Origin of the sequence: Brotaphodocola sp. (assembly GCF_050873065.1) — a bacterium.
Classification (GTDB): domain Bacteria; phylum Bacillota; class Clostridia; order Lachnospirales; family Lachnospiraceae; genus Brotaphodocola.
Map to the genome: position 1 here is coordinate 50753 of NZ_JBNMIC010000005.1, position 25100 is coordinate 75852.

Consider the following 25100-nt stretch of genomic DNA (forward strand, 5'->3'; position numbering starts at 1 on the left):
ATGAAGAGCAGCAAGACAAAGGGCCTGATCGGCCTGCTGATTCTGCTGGTGGCAGTCGTTGGTTTCGGATTTCTGGGGTATAAGACCGTCGGAGATGTGAAGCTTGGACTTGACCTTGCCGGTGGTGTCAGCATCACGTATCAGGCGGTTGAGGACAATCCTTCTTCTGAGGAAATGTCTGATACCATCTACAAACTTCAGCAGAGAGTACAGAATTACAGCACGGAAGCTGAGGTGTACCAGGAAGGCAGCAACCGAATCAACATCGATATTCCGGGTGTGAGCGATGCAAATGCCATTCTGGAAGAACTCGGAAAGCCGGGTTCCCTGACATTTACCGATGAGAGCGGAAATGTGCTCTTAACCGGAGATCAGGTGGCAACTGCGAAGGCGGGAATCATCGATCAGAAGAACGGTCAGAAGAGTTATGTCGTGAGCCTGACATTTACGGACGAGGGAACAAAGACGTTCGCAGATGCAACGACGGCAAATGTCGGAAAGAGAATTGCGATTATCTATGACGGACAGGTTTACTCCGCTCCGGTTGTCCGCGAGGCAATCACCGGAGGACAATGCCAGATTGACGGTATGGCTTCCTATGAGGAGGCAGAGAATCTGGCATCCACAATCCGAATCGGTTCCCTTTCCCTCGAACTTGAGGAACTGCGTTCCAACGTGGTAGGCGCAAAGCTGGGACAGGAGGCAATCTCAACAAGCCTGAAAGCAGGCGCAGTCGGATTTGCAATCCTTGTCGTATTCATGCTTGCCGTTTACCTGCTTCCGGGTCTGGCAGCTGTGATTGCCCTGACCCTGTATGTGGGACTCGTTGTTCTGCTTCTGGCAGCATTTGAGGTGACTCTGACTCTGCCGGGAATCGCAGGAATCATCCTGTCAGTCGGTATGGCAGTCGATGCAAACGTCATCATCTTCACGCGTATCAAAGAGGAGATTGGTCTGGGCCACTCAGTTCAGCAGGCAATCAAGGCCGGATTTGCAAAGGCGCTCTCTGCGATCGTTGACGGAAACGTGACAACTCTGATTGCAGCCGTTGTGCTGTATTTCCGTGGATCCGGTACGGTAAAGGGATTTGCAACGACACTGGCAATCGGTATCGTTCTCTCGATGTTCACAGCACTTGTTGTGACGAGAGGCGCTCTCTATGCGTTCTATGCACTTGGACTTCAGAGTCCGAAACTCTATGGAAGCAAGACGACAAAGAAGATTTACAACGTGCTCAAGATCCGCAAGGCGGTGTTCGCACTCTCTGTACTGATTCTTGTCGCAGGTGGAGTCGGAATGGGAATCAACAATTCCCAGACGGGCCATCTCTTCCATTATAGTATGGACTTTACCGGCGGTACTTCCACGAGCGTAACCTTCAATGAGGAGATGTCTCTGGAGGATATTTCCACAAAGGTAGTTCCGGTTGTCGAGAAAGTGACCGGAGATGCCGATGTGCAGACGCAGAAGGTTGCAGGAACAAATGAAGTCATCATCAAGACGAAGACGCTGAACGTCGATCAGAGACAGGCACTCGAGGAAGAGCTTGTAAATGAGTTTGGCGTGGATGGAAGCAAGATCACGGCAGAGAGCATTTCCGGTGCAGTCAGCACGGAGATGAAGCGTGATGCGGCAGTTGCACTCGCAATTGCAGGTGTTCTGATGCTTCTCTACATCTGGGCACGTTTCCGCGACATCCGTCTTGCAGCAAGCTCTGTCATTGCGCTGATGCACGATGTGCTTGTCGTTGTTTCCTGCTATGCACTGTTTAAGTGGTCTGTTGGATCTACGTTTATCGCGTGTGTCCTGACGATTGTGGGATACTCGATCAATGCGACGATCGTAATCTTTGACCGTATCCGTGAAAATCTGGCAATCCAGGGCAAGAGAACGCTCGAGGAGGTTGTCAACACGAGTATCACTGAGACGCTGACCCGAAGCATTAACACTTCTCTGACAACATTCGTGATGGTTCTGGCTCTCTACATCATGGGAGTTTCCTCCATCCGTGAGTTCGCACTTCCGCTGATGGTGGGCGTTGTGTGCGGCACGTATTCTTCCGTATGCCTGTCCGGTTCTCTCTGGTATGAGCTGACAGTCCGGAAGAACAAGAAAGTGGCTGAGGCGAAGGCAGCAGCAAAGAAAGCAAAGGCGAAGAAATGAAATACAAACTGATTACTACGGATGGCCGCGCAAAGCGTGCCGAAGTTGAGACCGTCCATGGAACGATTCAGACGCCGGTGTTTATGAATGTAGGTACGGTGGCTGCGATTAAAGGCGCAGTCTCCACCGATGACCTGCGTCAGATCGGCACACAGGTGGAGCTTTCCAACACCTACCATCTGCATGTGCGGACCGGCGACAAGCTGATCAAGCAGTTTGGCGGACTGCATAAGTTCATGAACTGGGATCGCCCGATTCTCACGGATTCCGGCGGATTTCAGGTGTTCTCCCTTGCAGGTCTGAGAAAGATCAAGGAGGAGGGCGTTTACTTCCAGTCCCACATCGATGGTCATAAGATCTTCATGGGACCGGAGGAGAGCATGCAGATTCAGTCGAATCTGGCTTCCACGATTGCGATGGCATTTGATGAGTGTCCGCCGAGCCATGCGGAGCGCGCTTACATTCAGAATTCGGTAGACCGGACGACGAGATGGCTTGAGCGCTGCAAGAAAGAGATGGCCCGCTTAAACTCCCTGCCGGATACGATCAACAAGGAACAGCTCCTGTTTGGTATCAACCAGGGCGGAGTTGTCGATGAGATCCGAATTGCCCACGCAAAGACGATCGCAGACATGGATCTTGACGGCTATGCAATCGGAGGACTGGCAGTCGGAGAGACGCATGAGGAGATGTATCACATCCTTGATGTGACGGTTCCTCACCTTCCGCAGAACAAACCGACTTATCTTATGGGTGTCGGAACACCTGCAAACATTCTGGAGGCAGTGGACAGAGGCGTGGACTTCTTTGACTGTGTATATCCGTCGAGAAACGGACGTCACAGCCATGTATATACGAACCACGGAAAGCTGAACCTGCTGAATCAGAAATATGAGCTGGATCCTCGCCCGATCGAGGAGGGATGCCAGTGTCCGGCATGCCGTTCTTACAGCAGAGCTTACATTCGTCATCTGTTCAAGGCGAAAGAAATGCTGGGAATGAGATTATGTGTCTTGCATAATCTGTATTTTTATAATACAATGATGACGGAGATTCGCGAAGCGATCGAACAGCACCGCTATGCAGCCTATAAAGCAGAAAAGCTGGCAGGAATGGAAGCGGGAGAATAAGGAGGAGTTTGTATCATGTTACAGGCAACAGGAATGTCTATGCCGCTTCTGGTCGGTTATATTATTTTCTTCTGTGCTCTGATGTACTTTACGGCAATTCGCCCACAGCAGAAGGAGAAGAAGAAACAGGAAGAGCTTCTTGCTACCGTAGCAGTAGGCGATACCGTTCTGACGAGCAGTGGTTTCTATGGCGTGATCATTGATATGACGGACGATACTGTGATTGTAGAGTTTGGAAACAACAAGAACTGCCGTATTCCGATGCAGAAAGCAGCGATCGTTCAGATCGAGAAGCCGGAGGCATAAGAATCGCAGAAAAAAAGTGGCTTGCATAACCATTTCGGTTACGCGAGTCACTTTTTTTGCTTAAGATGCGCAATGGTTGGTTTATTTCTCCCATCTGCCGGAGGCGCCGCACGGAAGGACAAGACCGGTTTCTTTTACCGGGAGACCGATCTCCTGGGAATCCACATGACCGCCGTACTTGGATACGACTTCAAGAGAGATCATGTAAGTCAGAACAGCCGGAGCGAGGCCGGTTGTGTAGGAGTTGATCAGGAAGAACAGCGGGTCATCGGAGAGAAGCTGGGCACACAGCTTGACGAGGGAGTGGATTGCGTCCTCGATTTTCCAGATTTCTCCCTTCGGTCCGCGTCCGTAGGATGGAGGATCCATGATGATCGCATCGTAATGGTTGCCGCGGCGGATCTCACGCTCTACAAATTTCACGCAGTCATCGACGAGCCAGCGGATCGGGGCATCGGCGAGACCGGAAGAAACCGCATTCTCCTTCGCCCATGCGACCATACCCTTGGAAGCGTCAACATGGGTGACGGAAGCTCCGGCCTTTGCGGCAGCGAGAGTTGCACCACCTGTGTATGCAAAAAGATTTAAGACCTTGATCGGGCGGTTTGCCTGACGGATCTTGTCGCCAAACCAGTCCCAGTTTGCTGCCTGCTCCGGGAAAAGACCGGTGTGCTTGAAGCTGAACGGTTTTAAGTTGAATGTAAGACCGCGGTATCCGATCGTCCACTGCTCCGGAAGATCGAAGAACTCCCACTCACCGCCGCCCTTTGCACTGCGGTGATAATGGCCATTCATATGACGCCAGCCCTTGTGCTCTCGCGGAGTGTCCCAGATGACCTGCGGGTCCGGACGAACGAGGAGATAATTTCCCCAGCGCTCCAGTTTTTCGCCTCTGGAGCAGTCGATTACCTGATAATCTTTCCAGTTATCTGCTAACCACATAGATTGTATCCTGCCTTTCTTCTTTGAGAACCGCGTTCTCTCACGCGGTAAAATCATTCTTTGTTTCCTATTCCTATTTCTTGTTGTTTTATTACAGGGAAGTGTTTTTGTGAAATAGAAGAATCTGTTCGCTTGCAAATTTTGCGATTGTTATTATAGCATTGATTGGCTGTTTTGGCTACACCACCTTTGCAGAATCTTGCCTGCTGATTGGTTTTGGATAAGAGCAGGGATTCTGACTGGAAAATGACAGTTTTGCATTTACCGAAGAAAGATGGACGTGTATAATAAGGATAAAATAACGTGAGAGGAAGAAGTATGAGAAAAGAAAAATGTTTGACTGCGGTGATGCTTGCCACAGCATTATCGCTCAGTTTTGGAGTACCTGCGTGGGCTTCCGGGTGGGCGCAGGAAAATGGTACCTGGGTATATTATGGAACAAACGATGTCCGTGTGACGAATGCGTGGCGTCAGGGCGCAGACGGGCAGATGCGCTATCTCGACAGCAATGGACAGATGGCGGTGAGCTCCTGGGTCGATGACGATAACAGTTATGTGGATGAGAATGGAATCAGGATTTCCGGAAAGTGGCTTCAGGTGGAGAATTCCTCCAAATCATCCGGATACGATTTCTACTATTTTAATAAGAGTGGAAAGTGCGTGAAGGGAGAATGGGAGAAAATTGATGGCAAGTGGCATTACTTTGACGATAAGGGCGTGATGCAGACGGGCTGGATCGATGATAACCGTTACTATTCCGATGAGAACGGTGTGATGCTCACAGGCTGGCAGCAACTTGATCCGCCGGAAGATGAGAAGGACAGCTATAAGCGCCCGGCACCATGGGAGACGGATGGGGGCAAAAAATGGTACTATTTTGGAAGCGGCGGAAAAAAAGTTCTCCCGGATGAGACGAAGGACAATATCAGCCAGAAGAAAATCGGCGGTTCCTACTACTGTCTTGATGAGTACGGTGCGATGCAGACGGGCTGGGTCTGTGTGACAGGATCAGATTCCGACAACATTTCAGATTACCGCTATGTGGATGAGAACGGTAAGGTGAAGACGGGAGGATGGTATTCTGTAAATCCGCCGGAGGACCTTCAGAATAAGTATGAACATGATGTGGAGTGGTTTTACTTTAACAGCAAGGGAGTGCCGAAGACAGGACCGGAGCGCGGAAGTGCCAAGAAGAGTGACTTTGCAAAAATCGGGGGCAACACCTATCTGTTTGATGAGAAGGGAGTTCCGGTCTATGGGGTTCAGAAAGTTTACTCCGGAAGTGACGGAGATTCCTACACTGCCTATTATTTCGGTGACCGCAGCCAGAGCTGTCTCTTAAAAGGAAAGTTTACGCTCGACGAGGGCGGGGATCAGGTGAATTATTATTTTGCTCCGGGCGGAGAGGGGTACACCGGAGTGAAGGATAATTCTCTATATTATATGGGAAAACTTCAGAAGGCCGACAGCGGAGACCAGTACACGGTCTTCTCGATTCCGCAGGGAAGCCGCTACAACAATTATGTCGTCAATTCTGCCGGAAAGATTGTAAAAAGCACGACTGTGAAAGATAAGGCGGGAACAAAGTATAAGACGAATGGCAGCGGAATTCTTGTGAAGGAAGATGACGAGACAGTCAGCGGAGGTGATTACACCGAGCCGAGAGAACCGGAGTGGAGCGCGTGGGGCGAGTAGAGGATTTATGTGATAGGGCGCGCCTCCGGCGAAATAAGGTGTGCAAACTCGTTCTCACTCCGGGTTTGCCCATCCTTTTTTGCCTACGTCGCGCCAGCTATTGTAAAATTACCATAATCTATCAAGTTGTAATATAATCATCTATTAAAATCGCAGAGTAGCACGCCTGACTAACTGGATCACACGAGAAACTTTATATTGAGTGTGTATTAGTGTGTATAAAAAAATCAAGGGGTAGAGCCGTATTGGTGCTGGTTATGTATTGACTAAAGTGGGGCGTTTCCTTTGATGTGTAATCGTAGCAGGGCGCGAGGTTGAGAAAGACAATGCAAACCCGTGTGAGACGTCGGTGTTTAGACTGCGTATTTTGCAGTCTTATGCACCGTTACGTCGAACCCGGAGCGAGAGCGCGTTTGCATGGATTTACTCAGACCGAGCGCCCCTTAATATTTTCTAATATTTCCTAAATCTCTATAAGAGATCTCCCTCCAAAGTCTATGATTGCAAAAAAACAGCGCTCAAGCGTGTACATATAAAAAAACATAAAAATAATTAAAAAACCGCTTGCAATTTGCGAAGAGACATGCTATTATAGGGAAGCTGTGACATGATAGCAATGAAACGAGAGGTTGCTGCCTAGGGATGAGGCAGGTTTTCCGCGGAGCGAATGTCAAGTTAGGAAACTGACGACAAGTCACTGTACAAATTGAACAGCTGTAATTAGATCGAGATTAAGTATCGAGACATAGAGTAATGCAGTAACGCAGTGTGGGTCCAGGGCGACACACACGGAGAAGTGTACAGTCACCGCTTGTCGTACTTCGAATGAAAAGTGCGAAAAGGAGGCGACTTTTTTTATGGCAAGTCAAGTAATGAGAATCACGTTAAAGGCTTACGATCACCAGCTGGTTGATCAGTCTGCCGGAAAAATTATCGAGACCGTAAAGAAAACAGGAGCACAGGTGAGCGGACCGGTGCCGTTACCGACCAAGAAAGAGGTTGTAACAATTCTGAGAGCGGTACACAAGTACAAAGATTCCAGAGAGCAGTTCGAGCAGAGAACTCACAAGAGACTGATTGATATCACCACCCCGAGCCAGAAGACCGTAGATGCACTGTCTAAGCTGGAAATGCCGGCTGGTGTTTATATCGATATCAAAATGAAGCAGAAATAAGACTTTAGTATGATTGCCAAAAAGGTAATCCGCTGTAAGGAGGAAATGAAATGAAGAAAGCTATCTTAGCTACCAAAGTCGGAATGACCCAGATCTTCAACGAAGACGGTGTACTGGTTCCGGTAACGGTTCTTCAGGCTGGTCCGTGCGTAGTAACGCAGGTTAAGACCGAGGAGAACGATGGATACAAGGCCGTACAGGTTGGTTTTGTTGACAAGAGAGAGAAACTGGTTAGCAAACCGGTAAAGGGACACTTCGACAAGGCTGGTGTTTCTTATAAGAGATTTATCAGAGAGTTCCGTTTTGAGAACGCAGAAGATTACTCCGTAAAGGACGAGATCAAGGCTGACATCTTCGCTGCTGGCGATAAGATCGATGCAACTGCTGTTTCTAAGGGAAAAGGTTTCCAGGGCGCAATCAAGAGATTTGGCCAGCACAGAGGACCGATGGCTCATGGTTCTAAGTTCCATCGTCATCAGGGTTCCAACGGTGCATGTTCCGATCCGAGCAAGGTATTCAAGGGTAAAGGAATGCCGGGTCACATGGGCAGCAAGCAGGTTACCGTTCAGAATCTTCAGGTTGTCAGAGTTGACGCTGAGAATAATCTGATCCTGGTTAAGGGCGCTGTTCCGGGACCGAAGAAATCTTTAGTAACGCTGAAAGAAACAGTGAAGGCTGGCAAGTAAGCCTTGACGAGAAAGGAGGAACACACAGATGGCAAACGTATCTGTTTACAATATGGAAGGTAATGAAGTCGGCAAGATCGACTTAAACGATGCGGTGTTTGGTGTTGAAGTAAATGAGCACCTGGTACACCTTGCAGTAGTTGCTCAGCTTGCAAACAAGCGTCAGGGCACTCAGAAGGCAAAGACCCGCTCTGAGGTATCTGGAGGCGGAAGAAAGCCGTGGAGACAGAAGGGAACCGGTCATGCAAGACAGGGTTCAACCAGATCTCCGCAGTGGAAGGGCGGCGGTACCGTATTTGCTCCGGTTCCGAGAGACTACACCATCACCCTGAACAAGAAGGAGAAGAGAGCAGCTCTGAAGTCTGCACTGACCACCCGCGTTCAGGAGAACAAGTTCATCGTTGTTGATGAGCTGAAGCTTGATGAGATCAAGACCAAGAAGTTCCAGACCGTTCTGAACAACCTGAAGGTTTCCAAGGCTCTGGTTGTTATCGGCGAGGACAGCGAGAACGTAGTTAAGTCCGCTAAGAATATCCCGTCTGTAAAGACTGCTTATGTTAATACGATCAACGTATATGACATTCTGAAGTACAACACAGTAGTAGCTACCAAGACTGCTGTCGCAAACATCGAGGAGGTGTACGCATAATGGCAAACGTTCAGTATTTTGATGTCATTCTCAAGCCGGTTATCACCGAGAAGAGCATGAACGCAATGGCTACGAAGAAATATACTTTCCTGGTACACACCGATGCTAACAAGGCTATGATCAAGGATGCCGTTGAGAAGATGTTCCCGGGCACCAAGGTTAAGAGTGTAAATACCATGAACAGCGAAGGCAAGAACAAGAGAAGAGGAATGACCTTCGGTAAGACCGCAGCAACCAAGAAGGCTATCGTTCAGCTGACTGAGGATAGCAAGGAGATCGAGGTATTCGCTGGTCTGTAAGGCATTGAACACTTAATAAGCAGAAAATGCGAGTTAAGTAAGAAAGCCTGGAAATTCATCGCTCAGCCAATCGGCTTTGCGATGAAATTATGTAAGATATACGGCGTAGTGATGATTTCGAGACTATACTGTGCCGTGATAAGGAAACACGCGGAACTGTTGCGAAGCGTGTGAAAGTTTGAAAGGAGAACGTCATGGGAATTAAAACATACCGCCCATATACACCGTCCAGAAGACATATGACCGGTTCTGACTTCGCTGAGATCACGAAGACCACTCCGGAGAAGTCTCTGGTTACTTCTTTAAAGAAGAATGCAGGACGTAACAATCAGGGTAAGATCACTGTGAGACATCGTGGAGGTGGCTCCAGAAGAAAATATAGAATCATCGATTTCAAGAGAAACAGCAAAGACGGTATTCCGGCAACTGTAATCGGTATCGAGTACGATCCGAACAGAACCGCTAACATCGCACTGATCTGCTATGCAGACGGAACCAAGTCCTATATCCTTGCTCCGGCTGGTCTGACCGATGGAATGAAGGTTATGAGTGGCGCTGAGGCTGAGGCTAAGGTAGGTAACTGCTTACCGCTGTCCAGCATCCCGGTTGGTACTCAGATCCACAACATCGAGCTGTACCCGGGTAAGGGCGGTCAGCTGGTTCGTTCCGCTGGTAACGCAGCACAGCTGATGGCTAAGGAAGGTAAGTACGCTACTCTGAGACTTCCGTCCGGTGAGATGAGAATGGTTCCGATCGCATGCCGCGCAACTATCGGTGTTGTAGGTAACGGCGAGCACAACCTGGTTAATATCGGTAAGGCTGGAAGAAAACGCCATATGGGAATTCGTCCTACCGTTCGCGGTTCCGTTATGAACCCGAATGACCATCCGCATGGTGGTGGTGAAGGTAAGACTGGTATCGGCCGTCCGGGTCCGTGCACTCCTTGGGGCAAGCCTGCTCTGGGACTGAAGACCCGCAAGAAGAACAAGCAGTCTAACAAGCTGATTGTAAGAAGACGTAACGGCAAGACCATTAAATAATTGAAGGAGGAAGACACCTATGGCACGTTCATTAAAAAAAGGACCATTTGCTGACGCGCACCTGCTGAAAAAGGTTGACGCGCAGAACGCATCGGGACAGAAGCAGGTTATCAAGACCTGGTCTCGTCGTTCTACTATCTTCCCGCAGATGGTTGGACATACAATTGCAGTTCATGACGGTAGAAAGCATGTTCCGGTATATGTTACCGAGGATATGGTAGGCCACAAGCTCGGTGAGTTCGTAGCTACCAGAACCTACAGAGGACATGGTAAAGACGAGAAGAAGACCAAACGTTAATCGGCATGAGCGAAAGGAGGTAATTTAGCAATGGCTAAAGGACATAGAAGTCAGATTAAGAGAGAAAGAAATGCCCAGAAGGATACCAGACCAAGCGCAAAGCTGTCTTACGCTCGTGTATCCGTTCAGAAGGCTTGCTTCGTATTAGATGCCATCAGAGGCAAAGATGTGCAGACCGCACTTGGTATTGTAACTTATAATCCCAGATATGCTTCTTCCCTGATTCGGAAGCTGCTTGAGTCTGCTGTTGCAAATGCAGTAAACAACAACAACATGGACCCGGCTAAGCTTTACGTAGAAGAATGCTATGCAAACAACGGCCCGATCATGAAGAGAGTACACCCGAGAGCACAGGGACGTGCTTACAGAATCGAGAAGAGAATGAGCCACATCACCGTTGTTCTGAATGAGAGATAAATAGGAGGCAATTATGGGACAGAAAGTTAATCCGCACGGCATCAGAGTCGGCGTTATTAAAGACTGGGATTCCAAGTGGTATGCAGAAGGCAACTTCGCAGACAACCTGGTAGAAGATTACAACATCCGTACCTTCCTCAAGAAGAAGCTGTACAGCGCTGGCATCTCTAAGATCGAGATCGAGCGTGCTTCTGACAGAGTTAAGATCATCGTTTTCACCGCAAAGCCGGGCGTAGTTATCGGTAAGGGTGGTTCTGAGATCGAGAAGCTGAAAGCTGAAGTTCAGAAGATGACCGACAAGAAGGTATTCATCGATATCAAAGAGATCAAGAGACCGGACCGTGACGCTCAGCTCGTTGCTGAGAACATCGCACAGCAGCTGGAGAACCGTGTGTCCTTCCGTCGTGCAATGAAGTCCACCATGGGCCGTTCCATGAAGACCGGCATCAAGGGAATCAAGACCGCTGTTGGCGGACGTCTTGGCGGTGCGGATATCGCACGTACCGAGTTCTACAGCGAGGGAACTATTCCGCTGCAGACCCTGAGAGCTGATATTGACTATGGTTTCGCTGAGGCAGATACCACCTACGGCAAGCTTGGCGTTAAGGTATGGATCTACAAAGGCGAGGTACTTCCGACTAGAGGAAAAAAGGAAGGGAGCGATAAATAATGTTAATGCCGAAGAGAGTAAAGCGCCGCAAACAGTTCCGTGGAACTATGGCTGGCAAGGCTTTAAGAGGAAATAAGATTAACTATGGTGAGTTCGGTCTGGTAGCAACTGAGCCGTGCTGGATCAAGTCCAATCAGATCGAGGCAGCTCGTGTAGCTATGACCCGTTACATTAAGCGTGGTGGTAAAGTCTGGATCAAGATTTTCCCGGATAAGCCAGTAACCGCAAAGCCGGCTGAGACCCGAATGGGTTCCGGTAAGGGCGCAGTAGAGTACTGGGTAGCAGTTGTTAAGCCAGGTCGCGTACTGTTCGAGATCTCTGGCGTTTCTGAGGAGACTGCTCGTGAGGCTCTGCGTCTTGCCATGCACAAGTTACCCTGCAAATGTAAGATTGCTTCCAAAGCAGAGTTAGAAGGCGGTGATAACAGTGAAAACTAATAAGTTCGTAGAAAGTTTACAGGCGAAGTCTGCTGCTGAGCTGAACGAGGAGTTAGTAGCAGCAAAGAAGGAACTCTTTAACCTGAGATTCCAGAATGCAACCAATCAGTTGGACAATACCAGCCGGATCAAAGAGGTTCGCAAGAACATTGCCCGGATTCAGACTGTTATTACTGAGAAGTCCAAGCTGGCATAAGGAGGAAAAATGACCGTGGAAAGAAATTTAAGAAAAACCCGCGTTGGTAAGGTCGTAAGCGATAAGATGGACAAGACCATCGTAGTTGCTATTGAGGACCACGTTAAGCATCCCTTATACGGCAAGATCGTGAAGAAGACCGTTAAGCTGAAAGCGCATGACGAGAACAACGAGTGCGGCAAGGGCGATACCGTTAAAGTTATGGAAACCAGACCGCTGTCCAAGGACAAGAGATGGAGACTGGTTGAGATTATCGAGAAGGCGAAGTAAAGCAGGAAGGAGTATCAGGCATGGTTCAGCAGGAAACAAGACTGAAGGTTGCTGATAACACCGGAGCAAAAGAGTTACTGTGCATTCGTGTTATGGGCGGATCTACCAGAAGATATGCTAATATTGGCGATGTCATCGTCGCTTCCGTTAAAGATGCAACACCAGGCGGCGTTGTAAAGAAGGGCGATGTTGTTAAGGCCGTTGTTGTACGTACCGTTAAGGGCGCACGTCGTAAAGACGGTTCCTATATCAAGTTCGATGAGAACGCAGCAGTAATTATTAAGGATGACAAGACCCCAAGAGGAACCCGTATTTTTGGGCCGGTTGCAAGAGAACTTCGTGAGAAGCAGTTCATGAAGATCGTTTCTCTGGCTCCGGAAGTACTGTAAGGAGGTGTCCACTGTGCAGAAGATCAAGAAAGACGACCTGGTAAAGGTTATCACGGGAAAAGATAAAGACAAGACCGGTAAAGTTCTTCAGGTTAAGGACGGTAAGGTTGTTGTTGAAGGATGTAATATGGTTACCAAGCACACGAAGCCGAATGCAGGAAATCCGCAGGGCGGCATCGTAAAGCACGAGGCTGCAATCGACGCTTCCAACGTAATGCTGGTAGTTGATGGCAAGGCAACCAGAGTTGGTTTTGAGATGAAGGACGGCAAGAAAGTCCGCGTCGCAAAGGCAACCGGTAAAGTAATCGACTAATTGCAGAGAGGAGGAACGAGAGTTGGCAAGATTAAAAGAACAGTATCAGAACGAGATCGTTGACGCTCTGATCAAAAAATTTGGATACAAGAACATCATGGAAGTCCCGAAGCTTGATAAGATCGTTATCAACATGGGCGTTGGTGAAGCAAAAGAGAATGCCAAGGTTCTGGATTCTGCAGTAAGAGACTTAGAGCTGATTACTGGCCAGAAGGCAGTTACCACCAAGGCAAAGAAGTCTGTCGCAAACTTCAAGATCAGAGAGGGTATGCCGATCGGATGTAAGGTTACCCTGCGTGGCGAGAAGATGTATGAGTTCGCTGATCGTCTGATCAACCTGGCTCTGCCGCGTGTACGTGACTTCCGCGGTGTGAACCCGAACGCTTTCGATGGCAGAGGAAACTACGCTCTGGGCATCAAAGAGCAGCTGATCTTCCCTGAGATTGAATACGATAAAGTTGACAAGGTAAGAGGTATGGATATCATCTTCGTTACCACTGCCAAGACCGATGAGGAAGCTCGTGAACTTTTGACATTATTCAATATGCCGTTTGCAAAATAATAGGAGGAAAGATCCATGGCTAAGACTTCAATGAAGATCAAGCAGCAGCGTCCTGCAAAGTTCTCCACCAGAGAGTACAACCGTTGCAGAATCTGCGGACGTCCGCATGCTTATTTAAGAAAATATGGCATCTGCCGTATCTGCTTTAGAGAACTGGCATACAAGGGCCAGATCCCGGGCGTAAAGAAGGCAAGCTGGTAGGCTGAAGGCCCATCGCGAAACTTAGTGAATCCAAGCCGTCACGGCGACGGATGAACTTAACAGAGCGATTGCTGAAAGCCCATCCCGAAACTTAGCGAATCCGAGCCGTCACGGCGACGGATGAGCTTGGTTGACTGGGATGTAGGTCCAGACAAGGAAACCAATCAGTATATACAAGGAGGAATTATCTACCATGACTATGAGCGATCCGATTGCAGATATGCTTACCAGAATCCGTAACGCAAACACTGCAAAACATGATACCGTAGATGTTCCCTCTTCCAAGATGAAGCTGGCTATCGCTGACATCCTGGTTAAAGAGGGTTATGTTCAGAAGTACGACATCGTAGAGGACGGCGCATTCAAGACCATCCGCATCACCCTGAAGTACGGTGCTGACAAGAATCAGAAGATCATTACCGGAATTAAGAGAATTTCTAAGCCGGGTCTGCGTGTTTACGCAAACAAAGAGGATCTGCCGAAGGTTCTCGGCGGTCTTGGTACCGCAATCATTTCTACAAACCAGGGCGTAGTTACCGATAAGGAAGCTCGTCGTTTAGGTGTAGGTGGCGAGGTTCTGGCATTCGTTTGGTAATTTCAGCTCAGACTGGGATTTCCGCGAAGACCGCTGGTATTTCGCATCCGTTTTCTGAGTGGGGAAGCGGATTTAAGATGTAACTGAAAACAGAAGACGCGAAAAAGCGTTTTCCGAAAATTTAAGTAGGAGGTAAGTGGCATGTCACGTATCGGAAGAATGCCTATCGCGATCCCGGCAGGTGTAACTGTTACGATCGCTGAGAATAATAAAGTGACTGTAAAAGGTCCGAAGGGAACTCTTGAGAGAGAGCTTCCAGTAGAGATGGACATCAAAGAAGAGGATGGACATATCGTAGTAACCAGACCGAACGATCTGAAGAAGATGAAGTCTCTTCATGGTCTGACCAGAACCCTGATCAACAACATGGTAGTTGGTGTTACTGCTGGTTATGAGAAGGTTCTTGAGGTTAACGGTGTAGGTTACAGAGCATCCAAGCAGGGTAAGAAATTAACTCTGAACCTTGGTTATTCTCATCCGGTAGAGATGGAGGACCCGGAGGGTCTTGAGACCGTTCTCGACGGACAGAATAAGATCACGGTTAAGGGTATCGATAAAGAGAAAGTTGGCCAGTACGCTGCAGAGATCCGTTCCAAGAGAGCTCCGGAGCCGTACAAGGGCAAGGGCATCAAGTATGCGGATGAGACGATCAGACGCAAAGTTGGTAAGACTGGTAAGAAATAATTAAGGAGAGTACGAAGATGGTTAGTAAGAAATCAAGAAGCGAAATCCGCGTTAAAAAGCATACCAGATTACGTAATCGCTTTGCAGGTACTGCAGAGAGACCGCGTCTGGCTGTGTTCAGAAGTAACAACCACATGTATGCTCAGATTATTGACGACTCAGTCGGCAATACTCTGGTTGCAGCATCCACCGCAGAGAAGGCAGCAAAAGCTGAGCTGGAGCACACCAATGATGTGGCTGCAGCATCCTATGTTGGAACTCTGATCGCTAAGAGAGCACTGGAAAAGGGAATCGAGGAAGTTGTATTCGACAGAGGCGGTTTCATTTACCAGGGTAAGATTCAGGCACTTGCAGATGCAGCTCGTGAAGCTGGTCTGAAATTCTAGTAGAGAGGAGAACGGCATGAAGCGTACAATTATTGACCCGAATCAGTTCGAGTTAAATGACAATGTAGTAGCAATCAAGCGTGTATCTAAGACCGTTAAGGGCGGACGTACCATGAGATTCTCTGCTCTGGTAGTAGTAGGAGATGGCAATGGCCACGTAGGCGCAGGTCTGGGTAAGGCTGGCGAGGTTCCGGAAGCAATCCGCAAGGGTAAAGAGGCAGCTATGAAGAACCTGGTTGAGATCCCGGTTGATGAGAACAAGAGCATTCCTCATGATCATCTGGCAAAATTCGGTAGCTCCAGCGTACTGCTGAAGAAGGCTCCGGAAGGTACCGGTATCATCGCTGGTGGCCCGGCTCGTTCCGTACTGGAGCTGGCTGGTATCAAGAATATCCGTGCAAAGTCTCTGGGTTCTAACAACAAGACCAACGTTGTTCTGGCAGTAATCAACGGCCTGACTCAGCTTAAGACTCCGGAGGAGTATGCAAAGCTTCGCGGCAAATCCGTAGAAGAGATTTTAGGCTAAGGAGGACAGTAAAATGGCAGAGAAGTTAAAAGTTACGTTAGTCAAGTCCCCGATCGGTGCAATCCCGAAGCAGAAAGCTACCGTTGAGGCTCTTGGCCTGAAGAAGCTGAACAAGACTGTTGAGCTTCCGAACAATGACGCTGTTAGAGGCATGATCTGGCACGTTAAGCATTTAGTTAAAGTAGAAGAGATCTAATTACTGAAGTAAGGAGGTGTACTGCAATGGATTTATCCAATTTACAGCCTGCTGTAGGTTCTAAGCACAGCGATAATTTCAGAAGAGGACGCGGTCACGGTTCAGGCAACGGTAAGACTGCTGGTAAGGGCCATAAGGGTCAGAAGGCACGTTCTGGAGCACCGAGAATCGGTTTCGAGGGTGGTCAGATGCCGCTGTACAGACGTCTTCCGAAGAGAGGATTTAAGAATCGCAACACGAAGACCATCGTTGGCATCAACGTAAGCGCTCTGGAGTGCTTCGAGAACGATGCAGTGGTTACCGTTGAGTCTTTACTGGAGACCGGAATCGTTAAGAATCCGAGAGATGGCGTTAAGATCCTTGGTAACGGTGAGTTAACCAAGAAGCTCAACGTTAAGGTTGATGCATTCAGCGAGAGTGCAAAGGCTAAGATCGAGGCATTAGGCGGAACCTGCGAGGTGATCTAATATGTTGAAAACGCTCCAAAATGCATGGAGAGTTGTGGAGATCAGAAAAAAACTGATCTTCACCTTCTTGATGCTGGTAGTGATCCGATTCGGTTCCGAACTGCCAATTCCAGGAGTGAGAACGGACTTTTTCGCGAATTTTTTCGCGAATCAGTCCAATGATGCTTTTGGTTTCTTCAACACAATGACAGGTGGTTCTTTTACCTCCATGTCTATTTTTGCGTTAAGCATTACTCCCTACATCACATCATCCATTATCGTTCAGCTTCTGACGATTGCGATTCCGAAGCTGGAGGAGATGCAGCGTGAGGGAGAGGACGGAAGAAAAAAGATCGCAGAGTACACCCGTTACCTGACTGTAGGTCTGGCTCTGGTTGAGTCCATTGCCATGGCTGTCGGTTTTGGCGGACAGGGACTGTTGATTAAGTTCGATGTCTGGAGCGTGATTGTTGCAGTTGTCACGATGACTGCGGGAAGTGCGTTCTTGATGTGGATCGGTGAGCGAATCACGGATAAGGGCGTTGGCAACGGTATATCCATCGTTCTGCTTTTCAACATCATTTCCTCCCTTCCGGAGGATGTGAATACCATTTACACCAAGTTCCTGAGAGGGAAAAACATCGGTGTGCTTGTGACAACTCTTGTTATTATTCTGGCAGTTGTCATCGCAATGGTGGTATTTGTTGTTGTTCTGCAGGATGGCGAGCGCAGAATTCCGGTTCAGTATTCTAAGAAAATGGTAGGAAGAAAGATGGTTGGAGGTCAGGCTTCCAACATTCCGCTGAAGGTTAATACCGCAGGCGTTATGCCGGTCATCTTTGCTTCTTCCATCATGTCGTTCCCGGTTGTGATTGCTCAGTTCTTCAAACCGGATTACACGACAATTCCGGGCAAGATTCTGATGGTTCTGAATTCCTCTTACTGGTTCAGACCGGAGATGCCCAAATATTCCATCGGTCTGGTGATCTATCTGGTACTGATTGTGCTCTTCGCATATTTCTATACCTCCATCACCTTCAATCCGCTGGAAGTGGCGAACAATATGAAAAAATCCGGTGGATTTATTCCGGGAGTTCGTCCGGGTAAGCCGACTTCCGACTACCTGAACAAAATCCTGAATTATATCATCCTTGTCGGAGCTGCTGGTCTGATTGTGATCAGTGTGATTCCGATTATGATTTCCGGGCTGTTCTCTGTGAACAGAATGTCCTTTATGGGAACATCTCTGATCATCATTGTCAGCGTTATTTTGGAAACCATCAAAGCGGTTCAGTCACAGTTGATTGTACGGAATTACAAGGGCTTTTTGAATGATTAAGCGTTCGTGAGAAGAGCTGCTGCGGATAGGCAGCAGCTCTTTTGTTTTATGGGAAATGGCATTTCAGAAGCATCTGTTGGGGAGTATTACCTCTGAGGGAATCTTCCCTCAATATTAGAAAATGGAGGATAAGCCGATATGAAGATTATCATGCTGGGAGCTCCGGGTGCAGGAAAAGGCACCCAGGCAAAGAAGATTGCGGAGAAATATCACATTCCCCACATTTCCACAGGGGATATTTTCCGTGCCAACATCAAGAATGGCACAGAGCTTGGAATGAAAGCAAAGTCCTATATGGATCAGGGACAGCTTGTTCCGGATGACGTGACGATCGGAATGCTTCTCGATCGCATCAGCCAGGAAGACTGTGCAGAGGGATACGTTCTCGACGGTTTCCCGCGCACGATCCCGCAGGCAGAGAGCCTGACAAAGGCACTTGCAGAGCGCGGAGAGAGCATTGATTATGCAATCAATGTGGATGTTCCGGATCAGGCAATCGTAACCCGTATGGCAGGAAGACGCGCATGTCTGGCATGCGGAGCAACCTATCATATTGTATACAATGCACCGAAGAAAGAGAATGTGTGCGACGTATGCGGAGAGGCACTTGTTCTGCGTGACGACGATAAGCCGGAGACGGTTCAGAAGCGTCTGACGGTTTACCATGATCAGACAAAGCCGCTGATTGATTACTACGGCAAGGCAGGAATCCTCGTTACGGTTGACGGAACGCAGGATCTGAACAAAGTATTTGAGGACATCGTGAGTGTCCTGGGAGCGTAAATTATGCCGGTGACCATAAAATCTGCGAGAGAAATTGAGCGAATGCGCGTGGCCGGAAAAATTCTGGCAAGCGTGCACGAGGAACTTGGAAAGGCTCTGAAGCCGGGAATGTCCACTCTGGACATCGACCGTCTGGGCGAGGAGCTGATCCGCAGCCATGGCTGTGTTCCTTCTTTTAAGAATTACAATGGTTATCCTGCTTCTATCTGTGTGTCGGTCAACGATGAGATTGTTCACGGAATCCCAAACAGCCACCGGATCATCAAGGAGGGCGACATCGTCAGCCTCGATGCCGGTGTGATCTATGAGGGATATCACTCCGATGCGGCGAGAACGCATGCAGTCGGAGTGGTAGATCCGGCAGCACAGAAACTGATTGATGTGACCCGGGAATCCTTCTTTGAGGGAATCCGCTATGCCAAGGCAGGCAATTACCTGAATGATATTTCGTCTGCAATCCAGGCGTATGCGGAGAGCTTCGGATACGGAGTTGTGCGGGATCTGGTAGGACACGGAATCGGAAGTCATCTTCACGAGGATCCGGAGGTGCCGAACTTCGCACGCAAGAAGAAAGGAATCCGCCTTCAGGCGGGAATGACACTGGCGGTAGAACCCATGATTAATGCGGGAACCTGGCAGGTATCATGGATGAGCGACGGATGGACAGTTGTGACGAAAGATCACTCTCTGTCCGCACATTATGAAAACACGATTCTGATCACGGACGGTGAGCCGGAGATTCTCTCCCTGTAAGATCTCTGTACAGGAGAGCTTGAAAAGCTTGGCCGGAAGACAGAAAATGTTGGTAGAAACAGAACAGTCATTGAATAAATTAAGGAGGCAGAGCACATGTCTAAAGCAGATGTTATTGAGATTGAGGGTACGGTTGTTGAGAAGCTGCCGAATGCCATGTTTCAGGTAGAACTGGAGAATGGTCATCAGGTGCTGGCTCATATCAGCGGAAAGCTGAGAATGAACTACATTCGTATTCTTCCGGGCGATAAGGTAACGCTCGAGATGTCCCCGTATGATCTGAGCAAGGGCCGTATCATTTGGAGAGACAAATAAATTGAAATTTTTTTAAAAAAGTTTCTAAAAACCACTTGCATAAAGTACGCCATGATGTTATAATGTCATGGCGACTTTGTTGAGATGCCGGGACAAGTGCGTCCGTGAGGGAACACTTTCCGGGGCTTATTCAGTAGAAAGGAGATTTGCCATGAAGGTGAGATCGTCGGTAAAACCGATTTGCGAAAAGTGCAAAATCATCAAGCGCAAAGGCAGTATCAGAGTAATCTGTGAGAATCCTAAGCACAAGCAGAGACAAGGTTAATAGACAATATATGTAATAGGAGGTGTACGACGCAAATGGCTCGTATTTCAGGTGTTGACTTACCAAGAGAAAAACGTGTGGAAATCGGCTTGACTTACATCTACGGAATCGGCAGAACCAGTTCTAACCGTATTCTTGCAGCTGCAGGTGTTAATCCGGACACTCGTGTTAAAGATCTGACTGATGACGAAGTAAAGAAGCTCGCAGCAGTTATCGCTGAGACTCAGACTGTAGAGGGTGACCTTCGCAGAGAGATCGCTATGAACATCAAGAGACTCCAGGAGATCGGATGCTATCGTGGAATCCGTCACAGAAAGGGTCTGCCGGTTCGTGGTCAGAAGACAAAGACCAACGCAAGAACTCGTAAGGGTCCGCGTAAGACCGTTGCAAACAAGAAGAAATAATTAGTTTCAAGAAACAAGTAGTAGAATCAGGTTGCATGTTTTAAAAACAGGAAACAGGATTCGAGATGAAAGGAAAGTAGGTTAGTTTAAAATGGCTAAAAAAGTGTCCACTACTAAAAAAGTGACAAAAAAGCGTGTAAAGAAAAACGTTGAACGCGGACAGGCACATATCCAGAGCTCTTTTAACAATACGATCGTTACCTTAACCGATGCACAGGGTAATGCATTGTCTTGGGCAAGTGCCGGTGGTCTGGGATTTAGAGGTTCAAGGAAATCTACTCCATATGCAGCTCAGATGGCTGCAGAGACTGCTGCCAAAGCAGCTATCGTACATGGTTTAAAGTCTGTTGACGTTATGGTTAAAGGACCTGGTTCAGGCCGTGAAGCAGCAATCCGCGCACTTTCTGCATGCGGTATTGAAGTAACTAGCATTAAGGACGTAACCCCGGTTCCGCACAACGGTTGCCGTCCGCCAAAGCGTAGAAGAGTTTAATCTTAGGAGGTACGAAAAGTGGCAGTAGATAGAGTTCCTGTTCTTAAAAGATGTAGATCTCTTGGTCTGGATCCGATTTATTTAGGAATTGATAAGAAGTCAAACAGAGAGTTAAAGAGAGCCAACAGAAAAGTTAGCGAGTACGGCCTGCAGCTGCGCGAGAAGCAGAAGGCAAAGTTCATCTATGGTGTTCTTGAGAAGCCGTTCCGCAACTACTACACCAGAGCTGAGAAGATGGAAGGTCAGACCGGTGAGAACATGATGATCCTTCTGGAGAGAAGACTGGACAACGTTGTATTCCGTATGGGATTCGGCCGCACCAGACGTGAGACCAGACAGATCGTTGATCACAAGCACGTACTTGTTAACGGCAAGTGCGTAAACATTCCGTCCTACCTGGTAAAGGCTGGCGACGTAATCGAGATCAAAGAGAAGGTTAAGTCCTCTCAGAGATACAAAGACATCCTGGAAGTAACTGCAGGACGTCTGGTTCCGGCCTGGATCGAGGTTGACCAGGAGAACCTGCGCGGTACCGTTAAGGAACTGCCGAACAGAGAAGAGATTGATGTTCCGGTAAACGAGATGCTTATCGTCGAGCTGTACTCCAAGTAAGATGTAAGCGCGTGAGCCTGAATACAGGGCAAAGCCAGGCCGAGAGGTTCTGGCTGTGCTTTGTCTAAAGGGCTTTCTTTTCCAACATGGAAAAAGCGACTTTGCGGAATACAGAAATCCCTCGAATCATATACCCAGAAGGAGGGGCTATAATCGTGTTCGATTTTGAAAAACCAAACATTGAGATTGTTGAAATTTCAGATGACAAGAAATATGGCAAGTTTGTAGTTGAACCGCTTGAGAGAGGCTACGGCACCACATTGGGCAACTCCCTGAGAAGGATTATGCTTTCTTCCTTACCGGGCGCAGCTGTCAGTCAGGTGAAAATCGACGGCGTTTTGCATGAGTTCAGTTCTATTCCTGGCGTAAAGGAAGATGTAACTGAGATCATCATGAACATCAAGAGCTTATCTATTAAGAATAACAGCGACAGCAATGAAGTCAAGACCGCATACATTGAGCATGAGGGTGAGGGCGTGATCACTGCTGCTGATATTCAGGCTGACCCGGATATTGAAATCATGAACCCGGATCAGGTCATCGCAACACTGAGCGGCGGCGCAGATAGCCGGTTCTACATGGAGCTGACGATCACCAAGGGCCGTGGTTATGTGAGCGCAGACAAGAACAAGGGTGAGGATCTTCCGATCGGTGTGATCGCAGTAGATTCCATCTACACCCCGGTTGAGCGTGTCAATATGTCCATCGAGAACACCCGTGTGGGACAGGTTACCGATTACGATAAGCTGACTCTGGATGTTTACACCAATGGAACGCTTGCTCCGGATGAGGCTGTCAGCCTTGCGGCTAAGGTGCTCAGCGAGCATCTGAACCTCTTCATCGACCTTTCCGAGAATGCCAAGACCGCTGAGATCATGGTAGAGAAGGAAGATGACGAGAAGGAAAAGGTTCTGGAAATGAACATTGACGAACTGGAGCTTTCCGTTCGTTCCTACAACTGCTTAAAGCGTGCCGGCATCAACACCGTGGAGGAGCTGTGCAACAGAACTCCGGAGGATATGATGAAGGTTCGTAACCTGGGAAGAAAGTCCCTTGAGGAAGTTCTTGCCAAGTTGAAAGAGCTGGGACTTCAGCTGAATCCTAGCGAGGAATAAAAAGAACAAAGAATTATGATGTGCCATACCCCGTAAGTCCATAGGGCAGGGGCGGGTACGAAAAATATCTTGGATGCTGCGGCCCGGTAAGTCCGATGTGCATGAGGCTGCACTCCACATTATATGGAGGAAAATAAAATGGCAGGTTACAGAAAGCTTGGAAGAACTTCCAATCAGAGAAAGGCACTGATCCGCAGCCAGGTTACAGCTCTGCTGTATCATGGAAAGATCGTTACCACTGAGGCAAGAGCAAAGGAGATCCGTAAGGTTGCTGAGGGTCTGATCGCTCTGGCTGTTAAAGAGAAAGACAACTTCGAGACTGTTACCGTTACCGCTAAGGTTGCTCGCAAGGACGAGAACGGCAAGCGCGTAAAGGAAGTTGTAAACGGCAAGAAAGTTACCGTTTATGATGAAGTTCAGAAGGAGATCAAGAAGGATAAGCCGTCCAGACTTCACGCTCGTCGTCAGATGCTGAAGGTTCTGTACGATGTAACTGAGGTTCCGACCGCAGCAGCAGGCAAGAAGAAGAACACCAAGAGTGTTGATCTTCCGGCAAAGCTGTTCGATGAGATCGCTCCGAAGTACGTTTCCCGTAACGGTGGTTACACCCGTCTGGTAAAGATCGGTCTTCGTCACGGCGATGGCGCTATGGAAGTTCTGCTTGAGCTGGTTTAATAGACCGCTTGCATGAAAATCCAAGTGTAGATTTTCGCAGATGAACGTGAAAAGCCTGTGTGAGAGAGTATTCTTTCATGCAGGCTTTTTTGTATGATAGGAATACATTCCCTTAAAAGTGATGAAAATCCGTGGATAGAGGGCAAAAACTCCTGTATTTTCTTCCAAAATAGGGGAAAAACGGAAAAATGGTATTGGATTTTGTCAAAAAAAGTGATAGACTAATGCTAACCTTTGCCTTACGATTTAAGGGCGGAAATCGCACACTTAAAGGCGTGAAAGAAATCACGGTTTTAATGAAGTGAAACGTATGTGATGGAAGGAAATAGCATGGACTGGATAAGGAAACATGGAGAGACATTGAGAAATGGATTGATTGGAATCTGCATGGTAGGGATTACCGTATTTATCTGGTACAGCGTTGGATTGTACAGGCAGAGGAAGGCAACTGAGGAGATGATTGCGGCGAATCGTGCCAGCCAGACACAGATGAGCCAGCAGGATGCGTCAGGAAATTCCATTTCCGCTTCCCCGGATTCATCGAATGGGGGAAATGATGGAAGTCTGAACAGCACCGGGAATGCATCGACGGACGATTCAGGAACTTCAGGTTCTGATCCTTCTGAGGCTGAAGAAGCACAGATGGGAGACTATCTCGTGGACCTCAGTCAGGATACCGTTACCTGGGAGGGAAAGACCTACCGGAGAAATACCTACATTCACACAATTCTCTGTCTCGGTATTGACCGCACCGATGATATGGTCGGGACAAGAGAGCCGGGAAAAGCAGGACAGAGTGATGGTATTTACCTGATTGCCCAGGATACGGTGCGCAACCAGATCAAGATTCTGATGATTCCGAGAGATACGATGACAAGAATTGTCATCACCGATCTGGATAACCGTGAGCTTGGAACGCGAGTCGATCATCTGAATACGGCATACGGATATGGAGATGGAGAGAAGCTCAGCTGTGATCTTGCAAAGCGGGCTGTGACAAATCTTCTTCAGGGGATTCCGATTGACCGCTATATGGCGGTAGATATTGCAGTGCTATCTAAACTGAACGATGCGGTGGGCGGTGTCACTGTCACAATCCCGACAGATGGCATGGAGAAGCGCGATCCGGCATTCGTCAAGGGCACTCAGGTTACACTTCACGGAGATCAGGCGGAGGCCTTTATCCGCTATCGTGATATTGAGCGCGACAATTCGGCGCTGTTCCGTATGAATCAGCACAAAGAATATATGGAACAATTCTTTCAGGTAGTCAAGCAGAAATCAAAAGAGGACAGTCAGATTGTGACGGAAATGTTCGATATGATTCAGGATTATATGCAGACGGATATGCCGAAGGATGAGTATATGAAGATTGCGATCGATGTACTTGGGAATGGAAGTCTTGGAGATGACAATTTCCGCATGATTCCGGGTATTGGCACAGCGACAGATACTTACGATGAATTTCATGCAAATATCCAGCAGATGATCCCGATTCTTTTACAGATGTTCTACAGGGAAGCATGACAAAAGCAGGCTTGAGTTTTTGAGAGCGTATGAGCTCCGATCCCAAAGAAGTTTTGACTTGAATAAAAGAAAAAAGAACAGTAAAATGAATACAGACAAGCAATAATCAGTCGGAATTTTAGACTGTTATTGAAATAAATATCCCATT

Annotated in this window: 37 protein-coding genes; 36 read left to right on the forward strand and 1 reads right to left on the reverse strand. The window is 48.1% G+C overall.

Annotated elements, in window-relative coordinates:
• Genes secD through yajC form a run of 3 tightly spaced genes read left to right on the forward strand, consistent with a single transcriptional unit; the run spans position 1 to position 3599 of the window.
• Complete coding sequence (gene secD / locus ACR0QE_RS02750; protein WP_432626855.1) at positions 1–2163, forward strand: protein translocase subunit SecD; 2163 nt, start codon at positions 1–3, stop codon at positions 2161–2163.
• A complete protein-coding gene (tgt, locus tag ACR0QE_RS02755) occupies positions 2160–3293 on the forward strand; it encodes a tRNA guanosine(34) transglycosylase Tgt (RefSeq protein ID WP_432626856.1) in 1134 nt (377 codons plus the stop codon). The genes secD and tgt overlap by 4 nt, the downstream gene beginning before the upstream one ends.
• Before the next feature lie 33 nt (positions 3294–3326).
• Entirely contained in the window at positions 3327–3599 is a 273-nt protein-coding gene (yajC, locus tag ACR0QE_RS02760) for a preprotein translocase subunit YajC (RefSeq protein WP_432626898.1), read from the forward strand.
• Between the two features lie 81 nt (positions 3600–3680).
• On the opposite strand, the gene ACR0QE_RS02765 is transcribed toward yajC, so the two are convergent.
• A complete protein-coding gene (locus ACR0QE_RS02765) occupies positions 3681–4541 on the reverse strand; it encodes a class I SAM-dependent methyltransferase (RefSeq protein WP_432626857.1) in 861 nt (286 codons plus the stop codon).
• Between the two features lie 318 nt (positions 4542–4859).
• Here ACR0QE_RS02765 and ACR0QE_RS02770 point away from each other — a divergent pair, with 318 nt between their 5' ends.
• From ACR0QE_RS02770 to ACR0QE_RS02930, 33 genes are all read left to right on the forward strand, one after another.
• A complete protein-coding gene (locus ACR0QE_RS02770) occupies positions 4860–6236 on the forward strand; it encodes a cell wall-binding protein (protein ID WP_432626858.1) in 1377 nt (458 codons plus the stop codon).
• Positions 6237–7093: 857 nt separating this feature from the next.
• A complete protein-coding gene (gene rpsJ, locus ACR0QE_RS02775; RefSeq protein WP_118533463.1) occupies positions 7094–7411 on the forward strand; it encodes a 30S ribosomal protein S10 in 318 nt (105 codons plus the stop codon).
• Between the two features lie 50 nt (positions 7412–7461).
• Positions 7462–8097, forward strand: a complete 636-nt coding sequence (gene rplC / locus ACR0QE_RS02780; RefSeq protein WP_432626859.1) for a 50S ribosomal protein L3 — start codon at positions 7462–7464, stop codon at positions 8095–8097.
• A gap of 28 nt (positions 8098–8125) precedes the next feature.
• Positions 8126–8746, forward strand: a complete 621-nt coding sequence (rplD, locus tag ACR0QE_RS02785) for a 50S ribosomal protein L4 (protein WP_177978813.1) — start codon at positions 8126–8128, stop codon at positions 8744–8746.
• Positions 8746–9045, forward strand: a complete 300-nt coding sequence (rplW, locus tag ACR0QE_RS02790) for a 50S ribosomal protein L23 (RefSeq protein ID WP_432626860.1) — start codon at positions 8746–8748, stop codon at positions 9043–9045. The genes rplD and rplW overlap by 1 nt, the downstream gene beginning before the upstream one ends.
• 194 nt (positions 9046–9239) lie before the next feature.
• The gene (rplB, locus tag ACR0QE_RS02795; RefSeq protein ID WP_432626861.1) at positions 9240–10085 is read left to right on the forward strand and encodes a 50S ribosomal protein L2; all 846 of its coding nucleotides are present in this window, start codon (positions 9240–9242) and stop codon (positions 10083–10085) included.
• Between the two features lie 19 nt (positions 10086–10104).
• Complete coding sequence (rpsS, locus tag ACR0QE_RS02800) at positions 10105–10383, forward strand: 30S ribosomal protein S19 (RefSeq protein WP_177978806.1); 279 nt, start codon at positions 10105–10107, stop codon at positions 10381–10383.
• A gap of 30 nt (positions 10384–10413) precedes the next feature.
• Positions 10414–10800 carry a 50S ribosomal protein L22 gene (rplV, locus tag ACR0QE_RS02805; RefSeq protein WP_177978804.1) on the forward strand — a complete coding sequence of 129 codons (387 nt, stop codon included), beginning with the start codon at positions 10414–10416 and terminating at the stop codon, positions 10798–10800.
• A gap of 13 nt (positions 10801–10813) precedes the next feature.
• Positions 10814–11470 (forward strand): 30S ribosomal protein S3, encoded by a 657-nt coding sequence (rpsC, locus tag ACR0QE_RS02810; RefSeq protein WP_177978794.1) that lies wholly within the window; start codon positions 10814–10816, stop codon positions 11468–11470.
• The gene (gene rplP / locus ACR0QE_RS02815; RefSeq protein ID WP_177978792.1) at positions 11470–11907 is read left to right on the forward strand and encodes a 50S ribosomal protein L16; all 438 of its coding nucleotides are present in this window, start codon (positions 11470–11472) and stop codon (positions 11905–11907) included. Before rpsC ends, rplP begins: the two co-directional genes overlap by 1 nt.
• Positions 11897–12103: a 50S ribosomal protein L29 gene (gene rpmC / locus ACR0QE_RS02820; protein WP_177978790.1), complete on the forward strand. Its 207-nt coding sequence runs from the start codon at positions 11897–11899 to the stop codon at positions 12101–12103. Before rplP ends, rpmC begins: the two co-directional genes overlap by 11 nt.
• Before the next feature lie 15 nt (positions 12104–12118).
• On the forward strand, positions 12119–12373 hold the full coding sequence (gene rpsQ, locus ACR0QE_RS02825) for a 30S ribosomal protein S17 (RefSeq protein ID WP_349061731.1): 255 nt from the start codon (positions 12119–12121) through the stop codon (positions 12371–12373).
• A 20-nt stretch (positions 12374–12393) separates the two neighbouring features.
• Entirely contained in the window at positions 12394–12762 is a 369-nt protein-coding gene (rplN, locus tag ACR0QE_RS02830) for a 50S ribosomal protein L14 (RefSeq protein ID WP_177978786.1), read from the forward strand.
• 13 nt (positions 12763–12775) lie between these two features.
• Positions 12776–13075 (forward strand): 50S ribosomal protein L24, encoded by a 300-nt coding sequence (gene rplX / locus ACR0QE_RS02835; protein WP_432626862.1) that lies wholly within the window; start codon positions 12776–12778, stop codon positions 13073–13075.
• A 22-nt stretch (positions 13076–13097) separates the two neighbouring features.
• Complete coding sequence (gene rplE / locus ACR0QE_RS02840) at positions 13098–13637, forward strand: 50S ribosomal protein L5 (protein WP_177978783.1); 540 nt, start codon at positions 13098–13100, stop codon at positions 13635–13637.
• Positions 13638–13652: 15 nt separating this feature from the next.
• Positions 13653–13838 (forward strand): type Z 30S ribosomal protein S14, encoded by a 186-nt coding sequence (locus ACR0QE_RS02845; protein WP_002566501.1) that lies wholly within the window; start codon positions 13653–13655, stop codon positions 13836–13838.
• 193 nt (positions 13839–14031) lie between these two features.
• Positions 14032–14433 carry a 30S ribosomal protein S8 gene (gene rpsH / locus ACR0QE_RS02850; RefSeq protein WP_432626863.1) on the forward strand — a complete coding sequence of 134 codons (402 nt, stop codon included), beginning with the start codon at positions 14032–14034 and terminating at the stop codon, positions 14431–14433.
• A gap of 141 nt (positions 14434–14574) precedes the next feature.
• Positions 14575–15117 carry a 50S ribosomal protein L6 gene (gene rplF / locus ACR0QE_RS02855; protein ID WP_177978779.1) on the forward strand — a complete coding sequence of 181 codons (543 nt, stop codon included), beginning with the start codon at positions 14575–14577 and terminating at the stop codon, positions 15115–15117.
• Between the two features lie 17 nt (positions 15118–15134).
• Positions 15135–15503, forward strand: a complete 369-nt coding sequence (gene rplR / locus ACR0QE_RS02860; protein ID WP_177978777.1) for a 50S ribosomal protein L18 — start codon at positions 15135–15137, stop codon at positions 15501–15503.
• A 16-nt stretch (positions 15504–15519) separates the two neighbouring features.
• Positions 15520–16029 carry a 30S ribosomal protein S5 gene (gene rpsE, locus ACR0QE_RS02865; RefSeq protein ID WP_177978775.1) on the forward strand — a complete coding sequence of 170 codons (510 nt, stop codon included), beginning with the start codon at positions 15520–15522 and terminating at the stop codon, positions 16027–16029.
• Positions 16030–16042: 13 nt separating this feature from the next.
• Positions 16043–16225, forward strand: coding sequence for a 50S ribosomal protein L30 (gene rpmD / locus ACR0QE_RS02870; RefSeq protein WP_432626864.1), 183 nt, complete (start codon positions 16043–16045; stop codon positions 16223–16225).
• Positions 16226–16251: 26 nt separating this feature from the next.
• Positions 16252–16692 carry a 50S ribosomal protein L15 gene (rplO, locus tag ACR0QE_RS02875; RefSeq protein WP_177978771.1) on the forward strand — a complete coding sequence of 147 codons (441 nt, stop codon included), beginning with the start codon at positions 16252–16254 and terminating at the stop codon, positions 16690–16692.
• A gap of 1 nt (position 16693) precedes the next feature.
• Positions 16694–18010, forward strand: coding sequence for a preprotein translocase subunit SecY (secY, locus tag ACR0QE_RS02880; protein ID WP_432626865.1), 1317 nt, complete (start codon positions 16694–16696; stop codon positions 18008–18010).
• A 138-nt stretch (positions 18011–18148) separates the two neighbouring features.
• Positions 18149–18793 carry an adenylate kinase gene (locus tag ACR0QE_RS02885; protein ID WP_432626866.1) on the forward strand — a complete coding sequence of 215 codons (645 nt, stop codon included), beginning with the start codon at positions 18149–18151 and terminating at the stop codon, positions 18791–18793.
• Positions 18794–18796: 3 nt separating this feature from the next.
• The gene (gene map, locus ACR0QE_RS02890; RefSeq protein WP_432626867.1) at positions 18797–19546 is read left to right on the forward strand and encodes a type I methionyl aminopeptidase; all 750 of its coding nucleotides are present in this window, start codon (positions 18797–18799) and stop codon (positions 19544–19546) included.
• Positions 19547–19642: 96 nt separating this feature from the next.
• Entirely contained in the window at positions 19643–19861 is a 219-nt protein-coding gene (gene infA / locus ACR0QE_RS02895) for a translation initiation factor IF-1 (RefSeq protein WP_021869270.1), read from the forward strand.
• Between the two features lie 151 nt (positions 19862–20012).
• Positions 20013–20126: a 50S ribosomal protein L36 gene (gene rpmJ / locus ACR0QE_RS02900; protein ID WP_003497809.1), complete on the forward strand. Its 114-nt coding sequence runs from the start codon at positions 20013–20015 to the stop codon at positions 20124–20126.
• A 35-nt stretch (positions 20127–20161) separates the two neighbouring features.
• Positions 20162–20530, forward strand: coding sequence for a 30S ribosomal protein S13 (gene rpsM / locus ACR0QE_RS02905; RefSeq protein ID WP_177978763.1), 369 nt, complete (start codon positions 20162–20164; stop codon positions 20528–20530).
• A 91-nt stretch (positions 20531–20621) separates the two neighbouring features.
• Positions 20622–21023 (forward strand): 30S ribosomal protein S11, encoded by a 402-nt coding sequence (gene rpsK / locus ACR0QE_RS02910; protein WP_177978761.1) that lies wholly within the window; start codon positions 20622–20624, stop codon positions 21021–21023.
• Between the two features lie 18 nt (positions 21024–21041).
• Complete coding sequence (gene rpsD / locus ACR0QE_RS02915; RefSeq protein ID WP_432626868.1) at positions 21042–21635, forward strand: 30S ribosomal protein S4; 594 nt, start codon at positions 21042–21044, stop codon at positions 21633–21635.
• 155 nt (positions 21636–21790) lie between these two features.
• A complete protein-coding gene (locus ACR0QE_RS02920; protein WP_308451370.1) occupies positions 21791–22750 on the forward strand; it encodes a DNA-directed RNA polymerase subunit alpha in 960 nt (319 codons plus the stop codon).
• A gap of 138 nt (positions 22751–22888) precedes the next feature.
• Positions 22889–23425, forward strand: coding sequence for a bL17 family ribosomal protein (locus tag ACR0QE_RS02925; protein ID WP_177977835.1), 537 nt, complete (start codon positions 22889–22891; stop codon positions 23423–23425).
• A 330-nt stretch (positions 23426–23755) separates the two neighbouring features.
• Entirely contained in the window at positions 23756–24952 is a 1197-nt protein-coding gene (locus ACR0QE_RS02930) for an LCP family protein (protein ID WP_432626869.1), read from the forward strand.
• The last annotated feature ends 148 nt before the right edge of the window (positions 24953–25100 follow it).